The sequence below is a fragment of the Nocardioides hungaricus genome (assembly GCF_054782915.1).
This window is the reverse complement of record NZ_BAAGRO010000009.1, coordinates 37,847-59,834: the sequence shown is the minus strand read 5'-3', so window position 1 is coordinate 59,834 and position 21,988 is coordinate 37,847. Positions and strand designations below refer to the sequence as shown.

At 73.7% G+C, this 21,988-nt stretch carries 21 protein-coding genes; 6 read left to right on the top strand and 15 right to left on the bottom strand.

Annotated elements, in window-relative coordinates; all coding sequences use genetic code 11:
• Positions 1-21 precede the first annotated feature (21 nt).
• From ACYVKX_RS04010 to mraZ, 11 genes are all read right to left on the bottom strand, one after another.
• Positions 22-384 carry a hypothetical protein gene (locus ACYVKX_RS04010; protein WP_460829302.1) on the bottom strand — a complete coding sequence of 121 codons (363 nt, stop codon included), beginning with the start codon at positions 382-384 and terminating at the stop codon, positions 22-24.
• Between the two features lie 338 nt (positions 385-722).
• A complete protein-coding gene (gene ftsW, locus ACYVKX_RS04005) occupies positions 723-1,967 on the bottom strand; it encodes a putative lipid II flippase FtsW (protein WP_460829301.1) in 1,245 nt (414 codons plus the stop codon).
• Between the two features lie 22 nt (positions 1,968-1,989).
• A complete protein-coding gene (gene murD, locus ACYVKX_RS04000; RefSeq protein WP_460829300.1) occupies positions 1,990-3,468 on the bottom strand; it encodes a UDP-N-acetylmuramoyl-L-alanine--D-glutamate ligase in 1,479 nt (492 codons plus the stop codon).
• The gene (gene mraY, locus ACYVKX_RS03995; RefSeq protein ID WP_460829299.1) at positions 3,468-4,562 is read right to left on the bottom strand and encodes a phospho-N-acetylmuramoyl-pentapeptide-transferase; all 1,095 of its coding nucleotides are present in this window, start codon (positions 4,560-4,562) and stop codon (positions 3,468-3,470) included. Before mraY ends, murD begins: the two co-directional genes overlap by 1 nt.
• Positions 4,559-5,914 (bottom strand): UDP-N-acetylmuramoyl-tripeptide--D-alanyl-D-alanine ligase, encoded by a 1,356-nt coding sequence (locus ACYVKX_RS03990; RefSeq protein WP_460829447.1) that lies wholly within the window; start codon positions 5,912-5,914, stop codon positions 4,559-4,561. The genes mraY and ACYVKX_RS03990 overlap by 4 nt, the downstream gene beginning before the upstream one ends.
• Positions 5,911-7,407, bottom strand: a complete 1,497-nt coding sequence (locus ACYVKX_RS03985) for a UDP-N-acetylmuramoyl-L-alanyl-D-glutamate--2,6-diaminopimelate ligase (RefSeq protein WP_460829298.1) — start codon at positions 7,405-7,407, stop codon at positions 5,911-5,913. Before ACYVKX_RS03985 ends, ACYVKX_RS03990 begins: the two co-directional genes overlap by 4 nt.
• Before the next feature lie 23 nt (positions 7,408-7,430).
• Positions 7,431-9,197 carry a peptidoglycan D,D-transpeptidase FtsI family protein gene (locus tag ACYVKX_RS03980; RefSeq protein ID WP_460829297.1) on the bottom strand — a complete coding sequence of 589 codons (1,767 nt, stop codon included), beginning with the start codon at positions 9,195-9,197 and terminating at the stop codon, positions 7,431-7,433.
• A gap of 39 nt (positions 9,198-9,236) precedes the next feature.
• Complete coding sequence (locus tag ACYVKX_RS03975) at positions 9,237-9,794, bottom strand: hypothetical protein (RefSeq protein WP_460829295.1); 558 nt, start codon at positions 9,792-9,794, stop codon at positions 9,237-9,239.
• Complete coding sequence (gene rsmH, locus ACYVKX_RS03970) at positions 9,791-10,750, bottom strand: 16S rRNA (cytosine(1402)-N(4))-methyltransferase RsmH (protein ID WP_460829293.1); 960 nt, start codon at positions 10,748-10,750, stop codon at positions 9,791-9,793. The genes ACYVKX_RS03975 and rsmH overlap by 4 nt, the downstream gene beginning before the upstream one ends.
• Position 10,751: 1 nt before the next feature.
• Complete coding sequence (locus ACYVKX_RS03965; RefSeq protein ID WP_460829292.1) at positions 10,752-10,910, bottom strand: hypothetical protein; 159 nt, start codon at positions 10,908-10,910, stop codon at positions 10,752-10,754.
• Positions 10,911-11,142: 232 nt separating this feature from the next.
• Positions 11,143-11,580 (bottom strand): division/cell wall cluster transcriptional repressor MraZ, encoded by a 438-nt coding sequence (gene mraZ, locus ACYVKX_RS03960; protein ID WP_460829291.1) that lies wholly within the window; start codon positions 11,578-11,580, stop codon positions 11,143-11,145.
• A 381-nt stretch (positions 11,581-11,961) separates the two neighbouring features.
• Here mraZ and ACYVKX_RS03955 point away from each other — a divergent pair, with 381 nt between their 5' ends.
• Genes ACYVKX_RS03955 through ACYVKX_RS03945 form a run of 3 tightly spaced genes read left to right on the top strand, consistent with a single transcriptional unit; the run spans position 11,962 to position 16,621 of the window.
• Positions 11,962-12,927 carry an AAA family ATPase gene (locus tag ACYVKX_RS03955; protein WP_460829290.1) on the top strand — a complete coding sequence of 322 codons (966 nt, stop codon included), beginning with the start codon at positions 11,962-11,964 and terminating at the stop codon, positions 12,925-12,927.
• Positions 12,928-12,929: 2 nt separating this feature from the next.
• Positions 12,930-14,234, top strand: coding sequence for a DUF58 domain-containing protein (locus ACYVKX_RS03950; protein ID WP_460829289.1), 1,305 nt, complete (start codon positions 12,930-12,932; stop codon positions 14,232-14,234).
• A complete protein-coding gene (locus ACYVKX_RS03945; RefSeq protein ID WP_460829288.1) occupies positions 14,231-16,621 on the top strand; it encodes a transglutaminase family protein in 2,391 nt (796 codons plus the stop codon). Before ACYVKX_RS03950 ends, ACYVKX_RS03945 begins: the two co-directional genes overlap by 4 nt.
• Positions 16,622-16,708: 87 nt before the next feature.
• Here ACYVKX_RS03945 and ACYVKX_RS03940 read toward each other — a convergent pair whose 3' ends face one another.
• From ACYVKX_RS03940 to ACYVKX_RS03925, 4 genes are all read right to left on the bottom strand, one after another.
• Positions 16,709-17,140, bottom strand: a complete 432-nt coding sequence (locus ACYVKX_RS03940) for a DUF3040 domain-containing protein (protein ID WP_460829287.1) — start codon at positions 17,138-17,140, stop codon at positions 16,709-16,711.
• Between the two features lie 143 nt (positions 17,141-17,283).
• Entirely contained in the window at positions 17,284-18,000 is a 717-nt protein-coding gene (locus ACYVKX_RS03935) for a class I SAM-dependent methyltransferase (RefSeq protein WP_460829285.1), read from the bottom strand.
• A gap of 232 nt (positions 18,001-18,232) precedes the next feature.
• Entirely contained in the window at positions 18,233-18,664 is a 432-nt protein-coding gene (locus ACYVKX_RS03930) for an SAV_6107 family HEPN domain-containing protein (RefSeq protein ID WP_460829284.1), read from the bottom strand.
• A 199-nt stretch (positions 18,665-18,863) separates the two neighbouring features.
• A complete protein-coding gene (locus ACYVKX_RS03925; protein WP_460829282.1) occupies positions 18,864-19,313 on the bottom strand; it encodes a hypothetical protein in 450 nt (149 codons plus the stop codon).
• A 66-nt stretch (positions 19,314-19,379) separates the two neighbouring features.
• Here ACYVKX_RS03925 and ACYVKX_RS03920 point away from each other — a divergent pair, with 66 nt between their 5' ends.
• Genes ACYVKX_RS03920 through ACYVKX_RS03910 form a run of 3 tightly spaced genes read left to right on the top strand, consistent with a single transcriptional unit; the run spans position 19,380 to position 21,523 of the window.
• Positions 19,380-19,853: a YbaK/EbsC family protein gene (locus ACYVKX_RS03920; protein ID WP_460829281.1), complete on the top strand. Its 474-nt coding sequence runs from the start codon at positions 19,380-19,382 to the stop codon at positions 19,851-19,853.
• Positions 19,853-20,209, top strand: a complete 357-nt coding sequence (locus ACYVKX_RS03915) for an ArsC/Spx/MgsR family protein (protein ID WP_460829280.1) — start codon at positions 19,853-19,855, stop codon at positions 20,207-20,209. The genes ACYVKX_RS03920 and ACYVKX_RS03915 overlap by 1 nt, the downstream gene beginning before the upstream one ends.
• Before the next feature lie 48 nt (positions 20,210-20,257).
• Positions 20,258-21,523, top strand: a complete 1,266-nt coding sequence (locus ACYVKX_RS03910) for a phytoene desaturase family protein (protein WP_460829279.1) — start codon at positions 20,258-20,260, stop codon at positions 21,521-21,523.
• The last annotated feature ends 465 nt before the right edge of the window (positions 21,524-21,988 follow it).

Genomic DNA, 21,988 nt, shown 5'->3' with positions numbered 1-21,988 from the left:
CGTGTCGCCAGCGGTACGCATCTAGAACACGCAGTAGCTGTTCGTCCATTCGGCTGGGCTGGACAGCACCGCGTCGACGGCGACACGGACGGCGGGAGCCGCGGCCAGGAGTCCGACCAGCAGGGCCACCGGCCGCCGGGGGACGCTGCGGTACGCGACCAACGCCCACGGCAGGAAAGCGGCGGCGCTCAGGACGAGCAGGAGCCACCGCGCGGTGTGCAGATTCTCAGTACTCGCGGGGTCCCCACAGATACCCTGAGTGACGAAGGTGGCAACCGCGGCAGCCAGCCAGACCACGACGAACTCGCCCCCGGCCGCGGACGCGGCTACGACCCACCAGCGGCGGCTGGAGCGCCGCGTAGACGCAGGCAGATCCGCAATCACCTGGACACCTCCACGTCGTGAGCGCCGGATCGCCCGTCACATGGGTACGAGACACACGCGGCACGCGAGCCTACTGAAGGCGACGCCGCAACTCCGGCCCCGACGAAGCCCAACGCCATTCCCAGGGCAACGTCCCTCCATCTTTCGTCCGAAAGCGCCCCGAGCAGAACCTGTCGATTGATCGGTTAGCATGGCCACTTCTGTAGCAGCATCCGTGCATCTTCCTTACTGGTGAGCCACTGTCACATCCCGCTGCAGGGCGCGCAAGGCATCGGCTTGACTCACGAAAAATGCCGCGAAGCCTGGACGACGCTGGCATCCACCCGCATCGATCAGCGCTAGGAGACGCGGCCCGCCGAGACGCCCGCGGAGCGGTCCCTCTTGCGCTGTGCGAGGGCGCGGGCGGCCTCGGGCTCGCGGCGGGCGAAGCCGATGAGCAGGCCGAGCGCGACCAGGGACGGCACGAGCGCGGAGCCGCCGTAGGAGATGAGCGGCAGCGGGATGCCGATGACCGGCAGCAGCGCGAGCACCATACCGACGTTGATGATCGTCTGACCGAGCAGCCAGACCACGATGCCGAAGGTCGTGTAGCGCACGAACGGGTCGTCGGTGTGGGTGGCGACCCGGATCGCCGCGAACGCGATCGTGAGGAACAGCCCGATCACCAGTAGCGTGCCGACCAGGCCGAGCTCCTCGCCGAGCACCGCGAAGATGAAGTCGGTGTGCGCCTCGGGCAGGTCGCCCCACTTCTGCTGGCTGGCGCCGATGCCCTGGCCGAAGACGCCGCCGCTGGACAGCGCGAAGAGGCCGTGCGCGGGCTGCCAGCCGGCGTTGTGGAAGTCCTTGAAGGGGTCGGCGAAGTTGGTGATGCGCTCCAGGCGCTCGGACGACGTCGACGCGATGCCGATGGCGACCACGCCGACCGCGGTCAGCGCGAACGCGAAGATCCGGCCGGGCGCGCCGACGACCCACAGCATGGCGAGCAGGATCGCGAACAGCACCAGCGCGGTGCCGAGGTCCTTGCCGAGGACGACCAGCCCGATGACCACGCTCATGCCGAGCACCACGGGCATGAGCACCTCGTGGACGCGGTGCAGCCGCTTGTCCTTGAGCGCGTAGACGTGCGCGGCCCACAGCACGATCGCGAGCTTGGCGACCTCGGCGGGCTGGATCACGATCGGGCCGAGGCCGAGCCAGTTAGTGTTGCCGTTGACCTCGCGGCCCAGCCCGGGCACCCGGACGAGCGCCAGCAGCACGATCGAGACGACCAGGCCGAGCCACGCGAACCGTCGCAGCACCCGGTGCGGCAGCCGGGAGGCGACGAACGCGCACGGGATGCCGATCAGCACCCACATCAACTGGCGCTTGACGACGGCGTAGGAGTCGCCGCCGTTCTCGTTGTAGGAGTAGACGCTCGAGGCGCTCAGCACCATGACCAGGCCGATGGTGAGCAGCAGCGCGGAGGCGCCGAGCAGCAGGTAGTACGCCGTGAGCGGCCGGTCGAGCGCGGCCCGCACGGCGGCGTACCAGCCGAGGATCGCGGGGCGACGCCGCGTCCGCTCGAGGGGGTCGGCGGTGGTCATCGCGTCCCCCTCCCGTCGGGTGCTAGAGCCTGCGTCGTACGGCGTCGGCGAACGCGTCGCCGCGCTCGGCGTAGTCGGTGAACATGTCCATGGAGGCACAGCCGGGGGCGAGCAGGACCGTGTCGCCGGGTCGAGCCAGCTCGGCTGCGGCCCCGACGGCGCGCTCCATGGCCCGTCCACCGTCTACCGGGTCAGTCTCGCCGCCGCCCAGCACGATCACGGGCACATCCGGGGCGTGTCGCGAAAGCGCGCCCGCGATCGCGTCGCGGTCCCGGCCGAGCAGCACGACGCCGCGCAGGCGCGGCCCGACGGCGAGCACGAGCTCGTCGAAGCGGGCGCCCTTGGCGAGCCCGCCGGCGATCCAGACGACCGGGTCGTAGGCGAGCAGCGAGGACTGCGCGGCGTGCGGGTTGGTGGCCTTGGAGTCGTCGACCCAGGTGACGCCGTCGCGCTCACCCACGACCGCGATCCGGTGCCCGTCGGGGCGGAAGGCGCGCAGGCCGTCGCGGACCGCCGCCTGTGGTACGCCGTGCGCGCGGGCCAGCGCGGCCGCGGCGAGCGCGTTCGCGACGAAGTGGGGGGCGGCCCCTCCCGGATTGTTGAGCGCGAGGTCGTCGAGGGTGCACAGCTCCGCGGCGCTGGTCTCGCGCTGCTCGATGAAGGCGCGATCGGCGAGGATGTCCTCGACGAGGCCGACCATCCCGACGCCCGGCATGCCGAGGGTGAAGCCGATCGCGCGGGCGCCCTCCTCGACCTCGGCCGCGCGCACGAGCCGCTCGGTCTCGGGGTCGGCGGCGTTGTAGACGCAGGCGCGCCGGACCCGCTCGTAGATCCGGCCCTTGTCGGCGGCGTAGTCGGCCATCCCCGTCGGACCGGTGTACCAGTCGAGGTGGTCCTCGGCGACGTTGAGGACGGCGGCCGACTCGGCGCTCATCGAGTAGGTGTAGTGCAGCTGGAAGCTGGAGAGCTCGACCGCGAGGACGTCGTACGGCTCGGGGTCCATCACCGCCTCGACGATCGGCAGCCCGACGTTGCCGGCCGCGATCGAGCGCAGGCCGGCCGCCCGGAGGATGGAGTCGAGCATCTGCACGGTCGTGGTCTTGCCGTTGGTGCCGGTGACGCAGAGCCACGGGGTGCGGTGGTCCGGGTCGCGCAGCCGCCAGGCGAGCTCGACCTCGCCCCAGATCGGCACCCCGCGCTCGCGCGCCTGCGCCAGCAGCGGGGCGTCCGGCCGCCAGCCGGGCGAGGTGACGAGCAGGTCGACGTCGTCGGGCAGCGTCGCCGTCGTACCCGCCCCGAGACGTACGTCGGCACCGAGCACCTCGAGCAGCTCCGCCTTCTCGGCCCGGCCGCCGGCGTCGGACTCGTCGAGCGCGATCACGCTCGCGCCGAGGTGGTTGAGGTTGTCGGCGGCGGCGAAGCCGGACACGCCGAAGCCGGCGACGACCGCGCGGACGCCCGCCCAGGAGTCGTGCCGCCCGAGCAGGTGGGGGTCGGCCATCAGATGCCCGCGACCCACTCGGCGTAGAAGACGCCGAGGCCGGCGGCGACGCAGATGCCGGTGATGATCCAGAACCGGATCGTCACCGTGACCTGCTCCCACCCGAGCATCTCGAAGTGGTGGTGGATCGGCGCCATCCGGAAGACCCGGCGCCCGGTCCCGGTCAGCCTCTTGGTGACCTTGAACGTGGTCACCTGCAGCATGACCGAGACCGTCTCGACCAGGAACAGGCCGCCGAGGATGATCAGCAGCAGCTCGGTGCGGGTCAGGATCGCGAGTCCGGCGAGGGCGCCGCCGAGCGCGAGCGAGCCGGTGTCGCCCATCATGATCGCGGCCGGCGAGGCGTTCCACCACAGGAAGCCGAAGCAGGCGCCGGTGATCGCGGCCGCGACCACGGCGAGGTCGAGCGGATCGCGCACCTCGTAGCAGAGGTTGGGCTGGTCGAGGCCGGTCTGGCCGCACCACTGGTTGTTCTGCCAGATGTTCACCAGCGTGTAGGCGCCGAAGACCATCACGCCGGCCCCGGTGGCGAGGCCGTCGAGGCCGTCGGTGAGGTTCACACCGTTCGACGTCGCCGCGATGATCAGCCAGATGAGCAGCAGCACGACGACGGTCGGCAGCGTGACCCAGCCGATGTCGCGGATGAACGAGAGGTGGTTCGAGGCCGGGGTCTGGCCGCGGTCGTCCTCGAGCCAGGGCGAGAGCGAGAGTCCGCCGAAGGCGAGCGCCACCACGGTCAGGCCGATCATCTTGGCCTTGCTGCGCAGGCCCAGGCTGCGCTGCTTGGAGATCTTGATGAAGTCGTCGAGGAAGCCGACCAGGCCGGTGCCGGCGAACAGGAAGAGCAGCAGCAGCGCCGACGCGGACGGCAGGTCGTGGGTGAGCAGCTTCGCCGCGAAGTAGCCGACGACCGCGGCCAGGATGATGACCACGCCGCCCATCGTGGGCGTGCCGCGCTTGGTGTGGTGGCTGGTGGGGCCGTCGTCGCGGATCTCCTGCCCGTAGCCCCGCCGGGTGAGCATCCGGATCGCGACCCGGGTGCCGAGCAGCGAGATGAGGAGGGCGACGCCGCCGCCCAGGAGGATCGCTCTCATGGCGTGGCGCCCCCTCCCTCCGTATTCATGGACAGCAGTCCGTCGGCGATCGCTTCCAGCGCGGCCCCCCGCGACGCCTTGACCAGCACGACGTCGGAGCCCGCAGCATTCTCGCGCACCCAGGCGAGGGCCTCGGCACGCCCCGCCGTGAGGATCGCCTCACCGGCGTACCCCTCCGCGATGGCCGCGGCGGCCGCGCCGACGACCACGACGGTGTCGATGCCGAGGGCCCGCGCGGTCCGGCCGACCTCGACGTGGCCGGCGTGCGAGGAGTCGCCGAGCTCGCGCATCTCGCCGAGCACGGCGACGGTACGCCGCCCGCGCCGCTCGCCGATCACCCGGAGCGCCTCGAGGGCGGCCGCCATCGAGGCCGGGTTGGCGTTGTAGGCGTCGTTGATCACCAGCAGGCCGTCGCCGCGCTCGTGCAGCTCCATCCGCATCGGAGAGACGGCGTCCGCCCCGGACAGCGACGCCGCGATCCGGTCGAGCGGCAGGCCGGCGGCCAGGGCCATGCTCGCGGCCGCGACGGCGTTCTCGACCTGGTGCAGGCCGGACTGGCGCAGCCGCACCGGGTGCCAGGAGCCTCGGTGGCCGACCTCGAACGACGGCCGGGAGAGGTCGTCGACCTCGACGCCGCGCACCGCGACGTCGCCGCCGGTGCCGAAGCGCAGCACCTGCGCGCGCGTGCGGTCGGCCATCGCGGCGACGAGCTCGTCGTCCGCGTTGAGCACGGCGACGCCGTCCTCGGGCAGCGCCTCGACGATCTCGCCCTTGGCCAGCGCGATCGCCTCGCGGGAGCCGAACTCGCCGACGTGCGCGGTGCCGACGTTGAGCACCGCGGCGATGCGCGGCGGCGCGATCTCGCACAGGTAGGCGATGTGGCCGATGCCGCGAGCGCCCATCTCCAGCACGAGGAACTCGGTGTCCGCGTCCGCGCGCAGCACGGTCAGCGGGAAGCCGAGCTCGTTGTTGAAGCTGCCGAGGGTGGCCACCGTCGGCCCGGCCGCGCCGAGGACGTGCGCGAGGTAGTCCTTGGTGCCGGTCTTGCCCTGCGAGCCGGTGAGCGCGAGGACGGTCGCGCCGAGCCGGCGGCCGACGTGGCGCGCCAGGGCGCCGAGCGCGACGACCGGGTCGTCGACCACCACGGTCGGCGCCTCGGTCGGGCGGCTGCCGAGGACGGCGTGGGCGCCGGCGGCGTACTCGTGCCCGTCGACGCGCTCCCCCACCAGCGCCACGAACAGCCCGCCGGGCCGGGCGCTCCGCGTGTCGTGGTAGGCGGGGCCGTCGACCACGAGGCCAGGGTCGCCGTGCACCGCGCCGCCGACGACCGCCGCGACCTCGGCGAGCGTCATCGGGAGCACGCGAGCTCCTCTCGCACGACCTCGCGGTCGTCGAACGGGTGCACCACGCCGCCGATCTCCTGTCCGGTCTCGTGTCCCTTGCCGGCGACGAGCACGACGTCGCCGGGCCGCGCGCGGCGGATCGCCTCGCGGATCGCGAGCCGGCGGTCGCCGACCTCGACCGCCTCCCCCGACTCGACGCCGGCGAGCATGGCCGCGCGGATCGCGGCGGGGTCCTCGGTGCGCGGGTTGTCGTCGGTGACGACGAGCAGGTCGGCGAGCCGGGCGGCGATGCCGGCCATGATCGGCCGCTTGCCCGGGTCGCGGTCGCCGCCGGCGCCCAGCACCACGATCACCCGCCCGCCGGTCAGCGGCCGCAGCGTGCGGATCGCCGCCTCGACCGCGTCCGGCTTGTGCGCGTAGTCGACGACCACGACGAAGTCCTGCCCCGCGTCGACCCGCTCCATCCGGCCGGGTACGCCGCCGCCGCCGGCGATCCCGGCGGCCACGGCTGCGGCGTCCAGGCCGGCCTCGCCCGCGGCGGCCACGGCCGCCAGCGTGTTCGCGACGTTGAAGCCGCCCGGCAGCGGGCAGCCCGCCGGCAGGCGGCCACCGTCGGGCGCCACGACCGTGAACGCGGACCCGTCGGCGCGCAGGTCGACGTCCTCGACGGACCAGTCGGCGGCGCCCGTGGTGCTCAGCGTGCGCACCGGGATGGTCGTCTCGGAGGCGAGCCGGCGACCGTGCTCGTCGTCGACGTCGACCAGGGCGATCCGGGCGCGCTCGGGGGTGAACAGCGAGGCCTTGGCGCGGTAGTAGTCCTCGACGTCCGCGTGGAAGTCGAGGTGGTCGCGGCCGAGGTTGAGGAAGACCGCGACGTCGAAGACGACCCCGTCGACGCGGCCCATCACCAGCGCGTGGCTGGAGACCTCTATCGCGCACGCGCGCACGCCGCGCTCGCGCATGGTCGCGAACAGCCCGTGCAGGTCCGGCGCCTCGGGCGTGGTGAGCGCGGTCTCCACGTCCTCGCCGGCGACCCGGGTGCCGACGGTGCCGACGACCGCGGCGGTGACGCCCGCGCGGGACAGGCCGCTCTCGAGCAGCCGGGTGGTCGTGGTCTTGCCCTGGGTGCCGGTGACGCCGACCATCCGCATCGCGGCGGCGGGCTCGCCGTAGATGCGTGCCGAGAGGCGACCGAGCACGGACCGCGGCTCGTCGACGACCAGCAGCGGCACGCCCGGGTCGCCCCGCTCGGCGCCGGCCGGGTCGGTGAGCACCGCGACCGCGCCCCGGCCGACGGCGGCGGCCGCGAAGTCGATGCCGTGCGCGCGGGCACCGGGCAGGGCGGCGTACAGGTCGCCCGGGCGGACGCGCTGGGAGGACAGCGAGAGACCCGTGACGACGACGCCCGCGGGGTCGCCGTGCCCGGTGGCGCCGAGCCACTCCGCGAGGGTCGCGAGCGGCGTCCGCGGAGGGTCCGTGGGGCGGGTGGAGTCGCTCACCACGCGAACCTATCGCCGCGACTCCCTCACCACTCCACGGGGAGTCGCGAGGGCTTCGTGCCGGTCGGCGGGACCGCGTAGCGCTTGAGCGCGTAGCTCATCACCTTGGCGAACGCCGGGCCGGCGACCGAGCCGCCACCGCCGCCGTTGCTGGGGTTCTGGACCACGACGTAGACGGTGAACCGGGGGTCGTCGGCGGGCGCGAAGCCGACGAAGGAGACCGTGGTCGAGCCGTCGTAGGTGCCGCTCTCGCCGACCCGCTGGGCCGTGCCGGTCTTGCCGGCGACCCGGTAGCCGGGCACCGCGGCACCCGGCGCGACGCCGACCTCGGGATCCAGGACCAGCTCCATCATCTGCGCCGTCTGGGAGGCCGCCTGTGCGCTGATCACCCGCCGCTTGACGGCGGTGTCGGTGCCGACGACCGTGCCGTCCGCGGTGGTGGCGGAGCCGCGGATCACGTTCGGCGAGACGTAGACGCCGCCGTTCGCGATGGTGTTGACCGCCGCGGCCATCTGCACGCCGTTGACCGAGAGCGACTGGCCGAACGCGATGCGGTCCTTCATCTGCGAGGTCCACGAGCCCCTGGCCGGGAGCAGGCCCGGGGTCTCGCCGCGCACGCCGATGTCCGTGCGCTGGCCGAGGCCGAACTTGCGCAGGTAGTCGTAGAGGCCGCTCGCGCCGATCTTGTCGGTGGCCAGGACGGTGCCGATGTTGGAGGACTTCGCGATCACGCCGGCGAGCGTGAGGCGGATCGTGCCGTGGGAGAACCAGTCGTTGATCGGCCGGTCCTCGCGCTGGAGCTGCGGCGGCACCACGAGCTGGGTGCGCGGGGTGACCAGGCCCTCGTTGATCAGCGAGCTCACCGTCAGCACCTTCTCGACCGAGCCGGGCTCGTAGACGTCCTGCATGGCGCGCGAGCCGAGGTCGGCCTTGGGCGCCGCGGTCGGGTCGTTGGCGTCGTACGTCGGGTCGTCGGCCAGCGCCAGCAGCTCGCCGGTGCGGCTGTCCATGACGACGATGAAGCCGGACTCCCCGCCGGCGTCCTCGACGGTCTGGCGCAGCACTCGGTCGGCGTACCACTGGAGCTCGAGGTCGATCGTGGTCCGGAGGTCCTGGCCGTCGACCGGCCTGGTGGTCGTGCTCTCGCCGAGCGGGATCCGGTTGCCGCCGCTCACCTCGTAGCGGGCCGAGCCGTCGGTGCCGGAGAGCATCTCGTCGAAGGTCAGCTCGAAGCCCGCCAGGGGCTCGTCGGTGCCCAGGAACCCGACCAGGTTCGACGCGACGTCGCCGGGCGGGTAGTCGCGCAGCGGGTCGCGCTGGGTGAACAGGCCCTCGTAGCCGGCGCGCTCGGCCGCGGCGACGACCTGGGTCGCCCGGGTGGCCGGGACGCGGCGGGCGATGTACTCGTACCGGCTGCCCTCCTGGCGGAGCTTCTCGAGCGTCGAGGGGTAGTCGACGTCGAGCCGCCGGTAGAGGAACCGGGCGAGCTCGGGCGCCTTCTCGCCGGTCAGCGCCGGGTCGGCGATGATCATCAGCCCGCTGATCGAGCCGGCCAGCGGCTGGCCGTTGCGGTCCAGGATGTCGCCACGCTCGGCCGGCAGCTCGACCTCGACCAGCCCCTCGGCGGCCGCCCGGGCGGCGTACGAGTTGGGGTCGAGGCCCTGGAGCTGGATCAGCCGGGCGCCGAAGACCGACAGCACCATCGCGATGACCACGAACCCCACCCGCAGCCGCAGTTGCGGCGAGCCGCGGCGGGAGCCGCGCGGGGGTCGGGGCTGGCGGGGCTCGCGCACGGGTGCTCGTTTCTGGGGAGTCGGGTGGGACCGGTGTGGCTACTGGCGATTCTTGTTCTTCTCGCGGCCGTTTCCGGCGCTCTGCCGGCCCGTGTCGCCCGAAGTTTCCGATTCCTGCCCCGTCACCGTCACGACGTTCGGGTCGGGGTCGAGCAGCGCCGGCCGCTTCGGCGGCAGCTGGTCGATCCGCAGCGAGACCGCGCCGCCGACCGACGGCTCGCCGGTGACCTTGCCGCTGCCGAGCTCGAGGAACGCCGGGTTGCCGGCCTGCACCATGCCCAGCCGCACCGCGGCGCCGGCGATGCGCTGCGGGTCGCGCAGCCGGTCGAGGTCCATCTGCAGCGCCTGCTGGCGGGCGGCCAGCGTGGTCGCCTGGCCCTCGAGCGCGGTCGCCGCGAACGACGCCTGCTGCATCGAGGTGTTGAACAGCAGCAGCCCCACGACGCCGCCGAGCAGCACCATCGAGACCAGCGCGACGAACGGCATCCGCGAGGCGCGGGTGCGCGGGCGCGGTACGACGGTCAGCCGGGCGCGCTCGACGGCGTGCTCGGCGATCCGCGGCATCCGGCTCCGGATCTGGGCGACCGAACTGCTCATGCTGCTACCCCTCCCTCGATGACCCGCTCGATCGCGCGCAGCCGGACCGAGGCGGCGCGCGGGTTCTGCTCGATCTCCCCGGGGCTCGCCTTCTCGGCGCCCCGCGTGACCAGCCGGAGCGCCGGCTCGTGCCCCGCGGGCACGAACGGCAGGTCCTCCGGGACGTCCAGCCGCGTCGCCGCGGTGAACGCCTGCTTCACGAGCCGGTCCTCCAGCGAGTGGTAGGACTCGACCACGACGCGGCCGCCGACCGAGATCGCGTCGATGGCGGCCGGGATCGCCCGGCGCAGCACCGCGAGCTCGTCGTTGACCTCCATGCGCAGCGCCTGGAACGTGCGCTTGGCCGGATGGCCTCCGGTGCGTCGCGCCGGAGCCGGGATCTCGGCGTACAGCAGCTCGACCAGCCGCGCGGAGGTGGTGAACGGCGCCTGCTCGCGCTCGCGCACGATCGCGGCCGCGATCTTGCGGGCGAACCTCTCCTCGCCGTACTCCCGCAGGATGCGGGCCAGGTCGGCGGCCGCGTAGGTGTTGAGCACGTCGGCCGCGGTCATCCCCTCGCCGCCCATCCGCATGTCCAGCGGCGCGTCCTCGGCGTAGGCGAAGCCGCGCTCGCGGACGTCGAGCTGCATCGAGGAGACGCCCAGGTCGAACAGCACGCCGGCCACCGATCGCAGCCCGAGGTCGACGAGCACGTCGGGGATCTCGTCGTAGACGGCGTGCACGCCGGTGAACCGGTCGCCGTACGGCGCCAGCCGCTCGCCCGCCAGCGCCAGTGCCTGCGGGTCCCGGTCGATGCCGACCACGCGGACCGCGCGGAAGCGCCGGAGGACGGCCTCGCTGTGGCCGCCCAGGCCGAGGGTGCAGTCCACGAGGACGGACCCGTCGGGCTCGAGCGCGGGCGCCAGGAGGGCGACGACCCGGTCGAGCAGCACCGGGACGTGGGAGGGGGCGCCCATGTCAGGCCTGACGCGCCAGCACGGCCAGCAGTAGGAACCCGACCGCGACCCCCAGCGAGGTGGCGGCCGAGAAGGCCATCACCGTCGCGGCGTCGCGGGCCTGGTGGCGGACCCGGCGTACCGGGGCCGCCTCCTCGACCGGAAGCTGCGCGATGCTCATTCGACCCTGCCTCGACCCTCGCCCGAATGTGGTGGTACTGCCCGAAATGTGTCGATCCGCCTGACCAGGTCCCTGCCCGCTCCCGGTGGTGCTGCCGTGGCGTGGTGCTGAGGGGGAAGAGCCACCTGGAACCGGGGAAGGTGCCCCAGGTGGCGCGGGAGCGGGCGCGAGACCTCGTCCTGCGGATCGCTGTTGAGTTCTTGCCGGTGCTGCTGCCTGGTGCTGCTGGGCGCTAGCTCTGCTGGGCGGGGTTGGGCTGCTCGTCCAGCTCGGCGAACTTCGCCTGGGCGCCGGTCGAGTACTCCTCCCACCGGGCCGGGTTCCAGATCTCGATGCGGTCCATCACGCCGATCACGACCACGTCGCGGTCGAGGGCGGCGTACTCCCGCAGCGAGGCCTGGATGCCGATCCGGCCCTGCTTGTCCAGCGAGCCCTCGTCCGCGCCGGCGAAGAGGATGCGCGCGTAGTCGCGCGCACCCCGCACGGTCAGCGGCGTGCCCTGGGCCCTGCGGGCCTCCTCCATGAAGACGTCCGTGGGCCACACGACCAGGCAGTTCTCCTGACCTTGGGTCACCACGAGCCCCTCCGCGAGTCGGTCCCTGAACTTCGCCGGGAGGAAGAGCCGCCCCTTGTCGTCGAGCTTGGGGGTGTAGGTGCCCATGAAGAACATCGGGCCACCTCCACTCCGCTCCACCCGTTGGCGGGGGCTTCCTCCACTTCGCCCCACTCTACGCCACTTTCCCCCACCGTCAACCACTCCGCCCGCTTCGGGCGCGTGTCGGACCGCCGGCCGCGCCGGTTCCGTACGCCGACGCACTGCACTCCTGGCGCATTTGCGCTGGTCAGCGCGGGTGGAGTGCCGGAGTGGGGCCGGGTGGGGTGCCGGGTGGGGTGCCGGGTGGGGAGTCCGCCGGGCAACCGACTCGCAACCGATTCGTGGCCGGCGAAGTCGAACCGAGCACCGCTCGGGGTACGTAGGTTTCTGCAGCACGGATACGGTGAGAGGACACGTGGCGCGGATCACGCGGGGATCGGGGAAGGGACGGCGAGGGTGGCTGAGAACGGGGCGGACCTGCAGACGCTGGCGCGGGTGGTCGGCCGGGTCCGGGCGAACATCGAGCGGGTGATCGAGGGCAAGCCCGATGTCGTCAACGCGTCGCTGGTCGTGCTGCTGGCCGAGGGCCACCTGCTCATCGAGGACGTGCCGGGCGTCGGCAAGACCATGCTCAGCAAGTCGCTGGCGCGCAGCATCGACTGCTCGGTGCGCCGGATCCAGTTCACGCCCGACCTGCTGCCGTCCGACGTCACCGGCGTGTCGGTGTTCAACCAGGACACCCGCGAGTTCGAGTTCCGGCCCGGCGGCGTCTTCGCCAACATCGTGGTCGGCGACGAGATCAACCGCGCCTCCCCCAAGACCCAGTCCGCGCTGCTGGAGTGCATGGAGGAGCGCCAGGTCACCGTCGACAACACGACCTACCAGCTCGAGGCGCCGTTCATGGTCATCGCGACCCAGAACCCGATCGAGATGGAGGGCACCTACGCCCTGCCCGAGGCGCAGCGCGACCGCTTCATGGCGCGCGTGTCGGTCGGCTACCCGGTCGAGGCCGCCGAGCTGGCGATGCTGAGCTCGCACACCCGGGCCAACCCGCTCGACGACCTCGAGCCGGTCACCGACGCCGCCGAGGTGCACAAGCTGATCGGGATCGTCGCGCAGGTCCACGTCTCCGACGCCGTGCAGCGGTACGCCGTCGCGATCACCGGTGCCACCCGCCGTACCGACGAGCTCACACTAGGCGCGTCCCCGCGGGCGACCCTCCACCTGGTCCGCGCCGCCAAGGCGGTCGCCGCCATGGACGGCCGCGACTACGTGCTCCCCGACGACGTCCACCGCCTGGCCCGGCCGGTCCTCGCGCACCGGCTGCTGCCGAGCGTCGAGGCCGCGATGAGCGGACGGTCGACCGCCACGATCCTCGACGCGGTCGTGGCCGGCGTACCGGTCCCCGACGGCGCGCGCTGACGATGAGGGAGGCGCTGTCCGGCCTCACCGTCCGCGGACGGGCGTTCCTGGCCGCCGGCGTCACCGCCGTCGTGTGCGCGATCGTGCTCGACCAGACCGCGCTGACCCGGGTCGGCGTCCTGGTGTTGGTCCTGCCACTGCTGACCGCGTGGGTGGTCGGCCGCAACCGCTACCGGCTCGCGCTGGTCCGCACGGTCACCCCGCAGCTGGTCGCCGCCGGGCAGCCCGCGCGGGTGACCCTGACCCTCAGCAACGAGGGGCGTACGCCGAACGGCATGCTGCTGCTCGAGGACCACCTTCCCTACGTGCTCGGCACCCGGCCGCGGTTCGTGGTCGAGGGCATCGGCAGGGGCTGGAAGCAGACCGTGACCTACCAGGTCCGCTCCGACGTGCGCGGCAGGTTCGAGATCGGCCCGATGTCGGTGCGGGTCACCGACCCGTTCGGCCTGGTCGAGCTCGGCCGGGCCTTCCGCACCACCGTGCCGCTCACCGTGACACCGCGCACCGTCGTGCTCCCCCAGATCCCGCTCGGCGGCGCGTGGACCGGCTCGGGCGACAACCGGCCCCGGGCGTTCGCCTCCGGCAGCGCCGAGGACGTCACCGTGCGCGAGTACCGCCGCGGCGACGACCTGCGCCGGGTGCACTGGCGCAGCTCGGCGCGGGTCGGCGAGCTGATGGTGCGCCGCGAGGAGCAGCCCTGGCAGTCGCGGGCGACGCTCTTCCTCGACAACCGCACCATCGCGCACCGTGGCCACGGCATCGCGTCCTCCCTGGAGGCGGCCGTCTCCGCCGCGGCGTCGATCGCCGTGCACCTGAGCCACCGCGGCTTCGCCGTCCGCCTGGTCACCGCCACCGGCGAGGACCCCGGCAGCGCCTGGCACCTGCGCGACACCGACCTCAACACCGGTCCCCTGCTGGAGGCGCTCGCGGTCGTCTCGCCGGTCGGGCAGGGCCGGCTCGACACCGGGTGGCTCACCGAGGGCGCCCACGGCGGGCTGACCGTCGCGGTCTTCGGCCACGTCGGGGCCTCCGACCTGCCGGTGCTGCGCCGGATGCGGCACCAGGCCGGGTCGGCCCTCGCGATCGCGCTCGACGTCGAGGCGTGGGCCGGCGCTGCGCCCGGCGTCGGTGCCACCCCGGCCCTCGGCGGCCAGGGCTGGCGCACCGTCGCGTTCGGTCCCCGCGACCGCTTCGACGCGGCCTGGCAGGAGCTCGGCGCCGCCAGCGCCCAGCGGGCGCGAGGCGTCCGGCCGGCTCGTTCGACCGAGCCCGCGGCAGAGCCGGCAGCAGAGGAGGTGGCCGGATGAACCGCAGCCGCGGCACCGTCGCCGGCGCCCTCCTCCTCCCGGCCGTCGCGGCGCTGACGACCTGGATCGCGACGTACGCCTGGCGCGGGTTCGCCGAGGAGCCGGGCGGCTACCTCAGCCCGCTGCTGCTGCTCGCGATCGTCGTCGCCGGCACCGGCATCGCGCTGCGCTGGTGGCGGGCGCCCGCTCCCGTGGTGGTGCTGGTGCAGGTGCTCGCCTCCGGCCTGGTCGCGATGGTGCTCATCACCGGCTCGCCGCTGCCCGTCGGCGACGACTGGACCGAGCTGCACCGCGCGATCGGCCAGGCGCTCGACAGCGCGCAGCGGTTCGCCGCGCCGGTGCCCACGCAGGCGCCGCCGATCGACGCGCTGATGATCCTGTGCGGCCTGCTGTGCCTGCTGCTCGTCGACCTCCTCGCGTGCACCTGGCGCAAGGTGCCGCTGGCCGGCCTGCCGCTGCTGACGATCTACAGCATCCCGGTGAGCCTGGTCGGCAACGACATCTCCTGGTGGGTGTTCGCGCTGACCGCGGCCGGCTACCTGACGATGCTGTTCCTCCAGGAGTCCGACGCGGTCGCCCGCTGGGGCCGGCCGATCGGCGTCGACCGCGAGACCGGCGACCCGATCGCGTACGGCGCCGGCGCCCACGTCGTCCGCAGCACCGCCGGCACCATCGGCGGGGTCGCCACCGCGCTCGCGGTCTTCCTGCCGGCGCTGATCCCGACCGCGGGCCTGCAGGCGTTCGACTTCGGGCCCGGGGCCGGCGGCGGTGGCGACATCAAGATCGACAACCCGACCACGAGCCTGGTCCGCGACTTCAAGAGCCAGGACCCCACCCCGCTGATCCAGGTCACCACCAACGACCCGGACCCGTCGTACCTCCGCCTCGTCGCGCTCACCCGGTTCACCAACGTCGAGTGGAGCCCCGGCGACCGGGACGTGCCCGCGGAGCAGCGCGCGGCCGGCAACCTGCCGCCCCTGCAGGGCGTCGACCCGCAGACGCCGCGGAAGGAGTTCGCCTACGACTTCGCCGTGCTGCCGGCGTTCCAGTCCACCTGGCTGCCGACGCCGGCGCTGGTCTCGCGGGTGACCGCCGAGGGCGACTGGCGCTACGACGGCAAGACCATGGACTTCCTCGCCGTGCCCGACGACCTCACCACGGCCGGCCTGCGCTACAGCGCGACCGGCGTCGAGCTCGACCTGTCCGCTGACGACCTCCGCGACGCCGGCACGTCGGCGGGCCAGGTCAGCAACATCTTCACCGAGGTGCCCGACGACCTGCCGCCGATGGTCCAGGAGCTCACCACCCAGGTCACCGCGGGCGCGACCGGCCAGTTCGAGAAGGCGGTCGCGCTGCAGGAGTGGTTCCGCTCCGAGTTCGAGTACACGCTCGAGAACGTCGACGGCAGCGGGTACGCCGCGCTCGAGCAGTTCCTCGGCACCGGCCCGAACAGCCGCGCCGGCTACTGCCAGCAGTTCGCGTCGTCGATGGGGATCATGGCACGGCTGCTCGGCATCCCGGCCCGGGTGGCGGTCGGCTTCCTCTCGCCGACCCAGACCGGCCCGAACACCTACGTCTACACCGCGCGCGACCTGCACGCCTGGCCCGAGCTCTACTTCGACGGCGCCGGCTGGGTGCGGTTCGAGCCGACGCCCGCCCTGCGCACCGGCGACGCGCCGTCGTACACGCAGGTCGGCGACGGCCAGGTCGTGGACCCCTCGGAGTCCACGGAGCCGAGCCAGGGCGAGTCCAGTCCGCTGCCGAACAACCGGATCCCGGTCGAGGAGACCGACGTGACCACCGGCGCGTTCACCGGGAGCAGTGGCAGCGGCGACCGCTGGCTCGTGGTCGGCGGGGCGGTCCTCGCCGGGGCGGTGCTGCTCGCCGGCGCCCTGCTCCCCCGCACGCTGCGCCGCCGACGACGCCGGCATCGACTCGGCAGCGGCAGCCCCGAGCTGGTCTGGGCCGAGCTGCGCGACACCGCCGTCGACCTCGGCGTCCCGTGGCCCGAGGGCCGCTCGCCGCGGGCGACCCGCGACCGGCTCGTCGACCACCTCGGCACGCCGCTCGGCTCGCAGACGGTGGAGCGGCCCGCCCACGGCGCCGCGGTCGCCCCGGCGGCCGCCGAGGCGCTGGACCGGCTCGTGCACGAGCTCGAGCTGCAGCGCTACGCCCGTCCCGGCTCGGACCCCGGAGCCGACCGGGCCGCGGTGCGCGGCGACGCGCAGGCCGTGCTCGCCGCCCTGGCCGGCGGCGCCGCCGGATCGGCCCGCCGCCGGGCGGCGTGGTGGCCGCGGTCGGCGCTCACCCTCGCCCGCCGCACCCGGCGTGCCGCCCCGGCGGTCGTCGAGACGCCGTACGGCGGGATCGTCGACCACGCGAGCTGACCGTCTCTCGTCGAGACACCACAAACGGCCCCTGATCCGCTGGATCGGGGGCCGTTTGCGGTGTCTCGACGGAGGAGGACGGTGGGACTAGAACCCGCCGTCCTCGCGGCGATGGCGCCAGCGCTCCTCCATGCGCTCCATGAAGGAGTGGCCGGAGGTACGGCGCGGGCGCCGGGTCTTGCCGCTGCGGCCACCGTCGATGACGGTGAAGCCGTGGCTGGGGTGGGCGGCGCGCGGGTCGGCGGCCGCGGCCTGCTGGCTGCGGAGCGAGGTCAAGGCCACGGTGGCCGAGACCAGCATGACCACGAAGCCCACCACGCCGACGATCGGCTGCTGGGCGACGGCCCCGGCCATCAGGACCACGACGCCGAGGACGAAGCAGACGCCCGCGATGATCGCGCGCCGGCGGGCCGAGCGGCGGAACGCCGTGCCGCGCAGGGTCGAGGCGAGCTTGGGGTCCTCCTCGACCAGGGCACGCTCCATCTGCTCGAGCAGTCGGAGCTCCTCTTCCGAGAGCACCGCACCTCCCTGGTCCTTCGGCCGGGCCTCTCGCCCGGCTACCGCCAGTCTAGGCAGCGGCCGGTCAAGTCGGTAGGCGGGATCGGGAAATTCGTGATCGAACCGTGCCCGTCCGTCCCGGCCGCGAGCCGGCTGGGACGGCGTCAGCGCGCCAGCAGGTGGAGCTGGGTCGCGAGCGGCCGGAACTCGGGGCGCTCGGCCACCGCGCGCTCCAGCTTCACCAAGGCCGTGGTCGCGCCGGGCTCCAGGTCCAGCAGCGAGCCGGGGACGAGGTCGGCGAAGACCCGCACGCCGTGCACGGTGACGACCTCGAAACCGGCGCCGACGAGCAGCCGGCGTACCTCGTCCTCGGTGAAGCGGTGCCCGGCGCGTCCGCCGCCCGCGGCGGGGTCGTCGAGCATCGCCCGTGCCTGGGCGAAGTGCCCGGCCATCGCACGAGCGACGACGGCGGCGTGGCGCTGGGCGACCAGTAGGCTCAGCGTGCCGCCGGGCCGGAGCACCTCGCGGATCGCGGCCAGCCCGGCGGCCGGGTCGTCGACGACCTCGAGCACGCCGTGGCACAGCACCGCGTCGACGCCGTCGGTGCCGGCCACCTCGCGCAGCGTGGACAGGTCGCCCTGCTGACCGGTGACCGCCACGCCGACCTCACGGGCGCGGCGGTCGAGCGCGGCGAGCGCGTCCGGGCTGGGGTCCACAACCGTGACCCGGTGGCCCCGCTCGGCGACCCGGACGGCGAAGCCGCCGGTGCCGCCGCCGATGTCGAGCACGTCCGCGACGCCGTCGAGGGCCGGCAGCAGCGCGTCCCAGACCACGGAGGTACGGGCGGCGCTACGTCGCTCGCTCGGGCGCTCGCTCGTCATGCGCCCAGCCTAGTAGCCCGTCGTGGCTAAGACTTGGTGTTGGGCGTGCTCAGGGTGCGTGCATCGCAAGGCGCCGGCGCGACGCCATACCTGGTTGTCTCGCGAGCGACGGCAACGCCGCGAGGTGCGTGCCCTGGGTGCGCGCAGCGCAACTGTTAGCGGCGACGGGCTACTAGACGGGTCGGTCCCCGGTCGTGCGGCGTGCGCGGCCTCCGACCTCAGCCGTCGAGGCTCACCCCGCGCGCATCGCCGCCTGCCGGTCCGCGAGCGCGACGTGCGGCACCAGCCCGAGCGAGCGCTCCACGATCGCGAGGAAGCGGTCGGCGTCGCGGACCAGGTCGTCGGCCTCGCGCTCGGTGACGGCGCGGGTCGAGCCGGCCTCGGCCGCCGCCCGCTTGGCCGCGCCGCCCGCGAAGAACTGCGCCCACTCGGCGAGCTCGGGGGCGACCTCGGCGAGCAGCAGCCAGGCGTTCCTCTGCGGCCGGCGCCGGACGGGCGCCGGCGCGGCTCGGGCCGCGAGCACCGCGGCGGCCGCCCGCAGCGCGGCGACGTGGGCGCAGGCGTAGCGGGCCGGGACCTCCCGCGCGGCGACCGCCTCGCTCAGCGACTCGGCCGCCCGGGCGAGGTAGGCGTGGGTGGTGGCGGGCAGGGCGTACGGGTTCATCGGTGACCTCTCCCTCGACCCCGGTGCGGCGACCCCGGCCACGACCCTCCCCGAGGCGGGGAGGACCCGGCGGGGACGGGGGTCGAGGTCGTCCCCGCCGGGCATTGCTCGAACATCTGTTCGAACGCTGCTCACGGTACACCCGCCCACGGACAGCCCGTCAAGGGAGCAGCGGCCAGCGGTGAGACCAGCGGTGGTATCAGCGCCGGGAGAGGTCCGCCGGCTCGTCGCAGAAGGCGCGGGTGTCCTTGTGCCAGAGCGCGGCGACCGCGGCGACGTCGACGACGAGGGAGACGATCGCGACCCCGAGGAAGAGTGTCGGCGGGTCGGTGCGGAGCACCGCGAGGGTGGCGGCGGCGAGCACGACGGCGATCAGGCTGAGCATGACCCGGGCCCATTCGTGGCCCTGCCGGAAGAACGCGACCACGACGAAGGTGAGCATCGCGACGACGAAGAACATCGTGACCGAGACCGGCACGAACGCCGGCGGCGTCACCGACCCGGTGTCGCCGGTACGGCCCGCCGCCCAGCCGTCGACCAGCTCGTCCTTGAACACGATGGTGAACAGCGTCGCCAGGCCGGCGAGCCCGACCGCCCCGGCGGTCAGCCAGATCGCCCCGGCCACCATCACCGAACGCTGCTGGCCCATCCGCACTCCTCCTCTCGCCGACGGCATGCCTCCGACACCGTGCACCGACACCCTAGGGTCTCGGTCATGACCTCCGAGCATCCGTCGATCGAACGGTTCCGTGACGAGCACGACGGCCGGGGCGGCACCGGCGAGATCGTCGTCCTCCCCGACTCCGTCCACACCGCCGCGCTCGCCGCCGAGGCGCTGGGCTGCGAGGTCGGGGCGATCGCGAACAGCCTGCTCTTCGACGCCGACGGCTCCCCCATGCTGATCCTGACCTCCGGTGCGCACCGCGTGGACACCGCGAAGGTCGCCGCGGAGCTCGGCGTCGCGAGGCTGAAGCGGGCGACGCCGGAGTTCGTGCGCGAGCACACCGGGCAGGTCATCGGCGGGGTGTCGCCGATCGCCCACCCGAGGCCGGTGCCGACGTACCTCGACCCGTGGCTGCGCCGGTACGACGTCGTGTGGGCCGCCGCCGGCCACCCCTCGGCGGTGTACTCAACGACGTTCGAGGAGCTCGCCGCGATGACCGGCGCGACCGAGCTGGAGGTCGAGTGATGGAGATCTGGCTGAACCCGGCGTGCTCGAAGTGCCGGACGGCGGTGTCGGAGCTGGACGCGGCGGGCATCGAGTACACCGTGCGCCGCTACCTCGACGACCCGCCGACCGCCGCCGAGCTCGGCGAGGTCGTGTCCCGGCTCGGGCTGGAGCCGTGGGACCTCGCGCGGGCGAAGGAGGCGCGCGAGGAGGGCATCGAGCTGCCCCGGGACGCCGCCCACCGCGACGACTGGCTGGCCGCGCTCGCCGCCCGTCCGCGGACGATCCAGCGCCCGATCATCACCGCCGCCGACGGCACCACCGTGGTCGGCCGCGACGCGGAGTCGCTGCGCCGGGTGGTCGATGCCGAGACCTGAGTGAGTGTCGGGCAGGGTCGTGGCCTGCTGAGGTCCTAGGGTTTCCGCGTGCGGATCGTGGTCGTGGGTGGAGGCTTCGGCGGCCTCGCGTCCGCGGTGCGCCTGGCGAAGCTCGGCCACGACGTGACGCTGGTCGAGCGCGCGGCGACGCTCGGCGGAGCGCTCTCCTCGGTAGCCGAGGAGGGCTTCACCTGGGACGCCGGGCCGACGTACACGCTGCTGCCCGCGGTCGTGCGCGATCTCTTCCGCAAGTCCGGCCGGCCGCTCGAGCGCGAGCTGGAGCTGGTGCCGCTGGACGTGGTCCGCGAGCACCGGTTCGAGGACGGCTCGTCGGTGTCGGTCGGCGTCGGGCGGGCCGCCCAGCTCGCGGCCTTCGACGAGCTCGGCACGGGCCTCGGCCGGCGGTGGGTGGACCACGTCGCGTCGTACGCCGACACCTGGGACGTGCTGCGCCGCACCTACCTCGAGAGCCCGTGGGACCCGGACGCGCCCTCGGCCCTGCTCGACAGCCGGGCGACGCTGCACAAGCGGCTGAGGAGGACGTTCAGGGACGAGCGGCTGCGGCTGGTTGCCGGCCACCCGCACGTCGCCGAGGGGCACGACCTGCGCAACGTGCCGGCCTGGGCGGGGGTGTCGGCCTACGTCGAGCAGCGGTTCGGCGCGTGGACCGTCGAGGGCGGGCTGGCCCGGCTCGGCGAGGTGCTGGCCGACCGGCTGACGACCCGTGGCGTCACGGTGCTGACCGGCACCGAGGCGCGCGACCTCGTGGTGCGCGACGGCCGGGTCGCGGCGGTGCGCACCACGACCGGCGACCTCGACGCCGAGGCCGTGGTGTGTGCCATCGACCCCCGGCTGCTGCCCGCGCTGGCGGCGTACGTCGAGCGGACGATGCCCGCGATGCCGCCGGTCGTCGTGCATGTCGGCCTCGAGGGCGAGCCGCCCGACCTGCCGCACGAGCTGGTGCTGCACGGCGACCCCATGCTGGTCGTCCGTCGCCGGGGCTCGACGCTGACCGTGCACGGCCGCGGCCGGCTCTCGGAGGACGTGCTGCGCGCGCTGGCGCGGCACCGGATCGACGTCCGCGAGCAGGTCGTGGCGCGGGTGGACGCCAGCCCGCGCGACCAGGTCGAGCGGTGGGCCAGCTCGCCGATGGGCGTGCTGTGGCAGGGCCGCGGGACGGTCCGCCGCCGGCTCGGGCCGCGCACCCCCGTCGCCGGGGTGTACGCCGCCGGCGCGCACGCCACGCCGGGCGCCGGGCTGCCGTTCGTGGGGCTGTCGGCCGCGCTCGTCGCGGCCGAAATCGGCAGTGCGTGATCGAGCGGGGTGGTGGCCCGCTCACCGATGCGTGGGAGAAAGTCCGCTGTGGTTGCCGCCGGGCGCCTCGTGGCTCTCTGCTGTGGCTGAGGTTGCTGCCGGAGGCGTGCGTTCCCCAGGGCCACGACACACACCGCAGCCACCTCGGGCACCTCGACGCCGACGAAGGCCGCGTGTGACACCGAGCCGATCCGGGTACGAGCCGCCATCGGCGGCCATCGAGAGCCGCCCGAGGGAGGGTGGAGACCGTGAAGTTCATCTTGATCGTGGTGCTCGTGATCGTGGTGGCGTTCCTGCTGTTCAAGTACGTGCTTCCCGGGATGCGGCGGCGCTGATGGGCTGGGAGGCGGTCCTGGTGCTCGTGATCGGGCTGCCCCTCGTGGTCTGGGCGGGCGTCAAGGTGCTCCGCGACCGGTGAGTTCTCTCGCCGAGTTCCGGCGTGGGTCGCCTTCGCCGACTGCCATG

Bases quoted from the DNA above. Each gene is read 5' to 3' on its own strand.
- ACYVKX_RS03930 (WP_460829284.1), bottom strand. From the start codon at position 18,664: ATGAACCCGTACGCCCTGCCCGCCACCACCCACGCCTACCTCGCCCGG.
- mraZ (WP_460829291.1), bottom strand. From the start codon at position 11,580: ATGTTCTTCATGGGCACCTACACCCCCAAGCTCGACGACAAGGGGCGG.
- ACYVKX_RS03990 (WP_460829447.1), bottom strand. From the start codon at position 5,914: ATGACGCTCGCCGAGGTCGCGGCGGTCGTCGGCGGCGCGGTGCACGGC.
- ACYVKX_RS03920 (WP_460829281.1), top strand. From the start codon at position 19,380: ATGACCTCCGAGCATCCGTCGATCGAACGGTTCCGTGACGAGCACGAC.
- ACYVKX_RS03950 (WP_460829289.1), top strand. From the start codon at position 12,930: ATGAGGGAGGCGCTGTCCGGCCTCACCGTCCGCGGACGGGCGTTCCTG.
- mraY (WP_460829299.1), bottom strand. From the start codon at position 4,562: ATGAGAGCGATCCTCCTGGGCGGCGGCGTCGCCCTCCTCATCTCGCTG.
- ACYVKX_RS03925 (WP_460829282.1), bottom strand. From the start codon at position 19,313: ATGGGCCAGCAGCGTTCGGTGATGGTGGCCGGGGCGATCTGGCTGACC.
- ACYVKX_RS03945 (WP_460829288.1), top strand. From the start codon at position 14,231: ATGAACCGCAGCCGCGGCACCGTCGCCGGCGCCCTCCTCCTCCCGGCC.
- ACYVKX_RS03965 (WP_460829292.1), bottom strand. From the start codon at position 10,910: ATGAGCATCGCGCAGCTTCCGGTCGAGGAGGCGGCCCCGGTACGCCGG.
- murD (WP_460829300.1), bottom strand. From the start codon at position 3,468: ATGGCCGACCCCCACCTGCTCGGGCGGCACGACTCCTGGGCGGGCGTC.
- ACYVKX_RS03935 (WP_460829285.1), bottom strand. From the start codon at position 18,000: ATGACGAGCGAGCGCCCGAGCGAGCGACGTAGCGCCGCCCGTACCTCC.
- ftsW (WP_460829301.1), bottom strand. From the start codon at position 1,967: ATGACCACCGCCGACCCCCTCGAGCGGACGCGGCGTCGCCCCGCGATC.
- ACYVKX_RS03915 (WP_460829280.1), top strand. From the start codon at position 19,853: ATGGAGATCTGGCTGAACCCGGCGTGCTCGAAGTGCCGGACGGCGGTG.
- ACYVKX_RS03975 (WP_460829295.1), bottom strand. From the start codon at position 9,794: ATGAGCAGTTCGGTCGCCCAGATCCGGAGCCGGATGCCGCGGATCGCC.
- rsmH (WP_460829293.1), bottom strand. From the start codon at position 10,750: ATGGGCGCCCCCTCCCACGTCCCGGTGCTGCTCGACCGGGTCGTCGCC.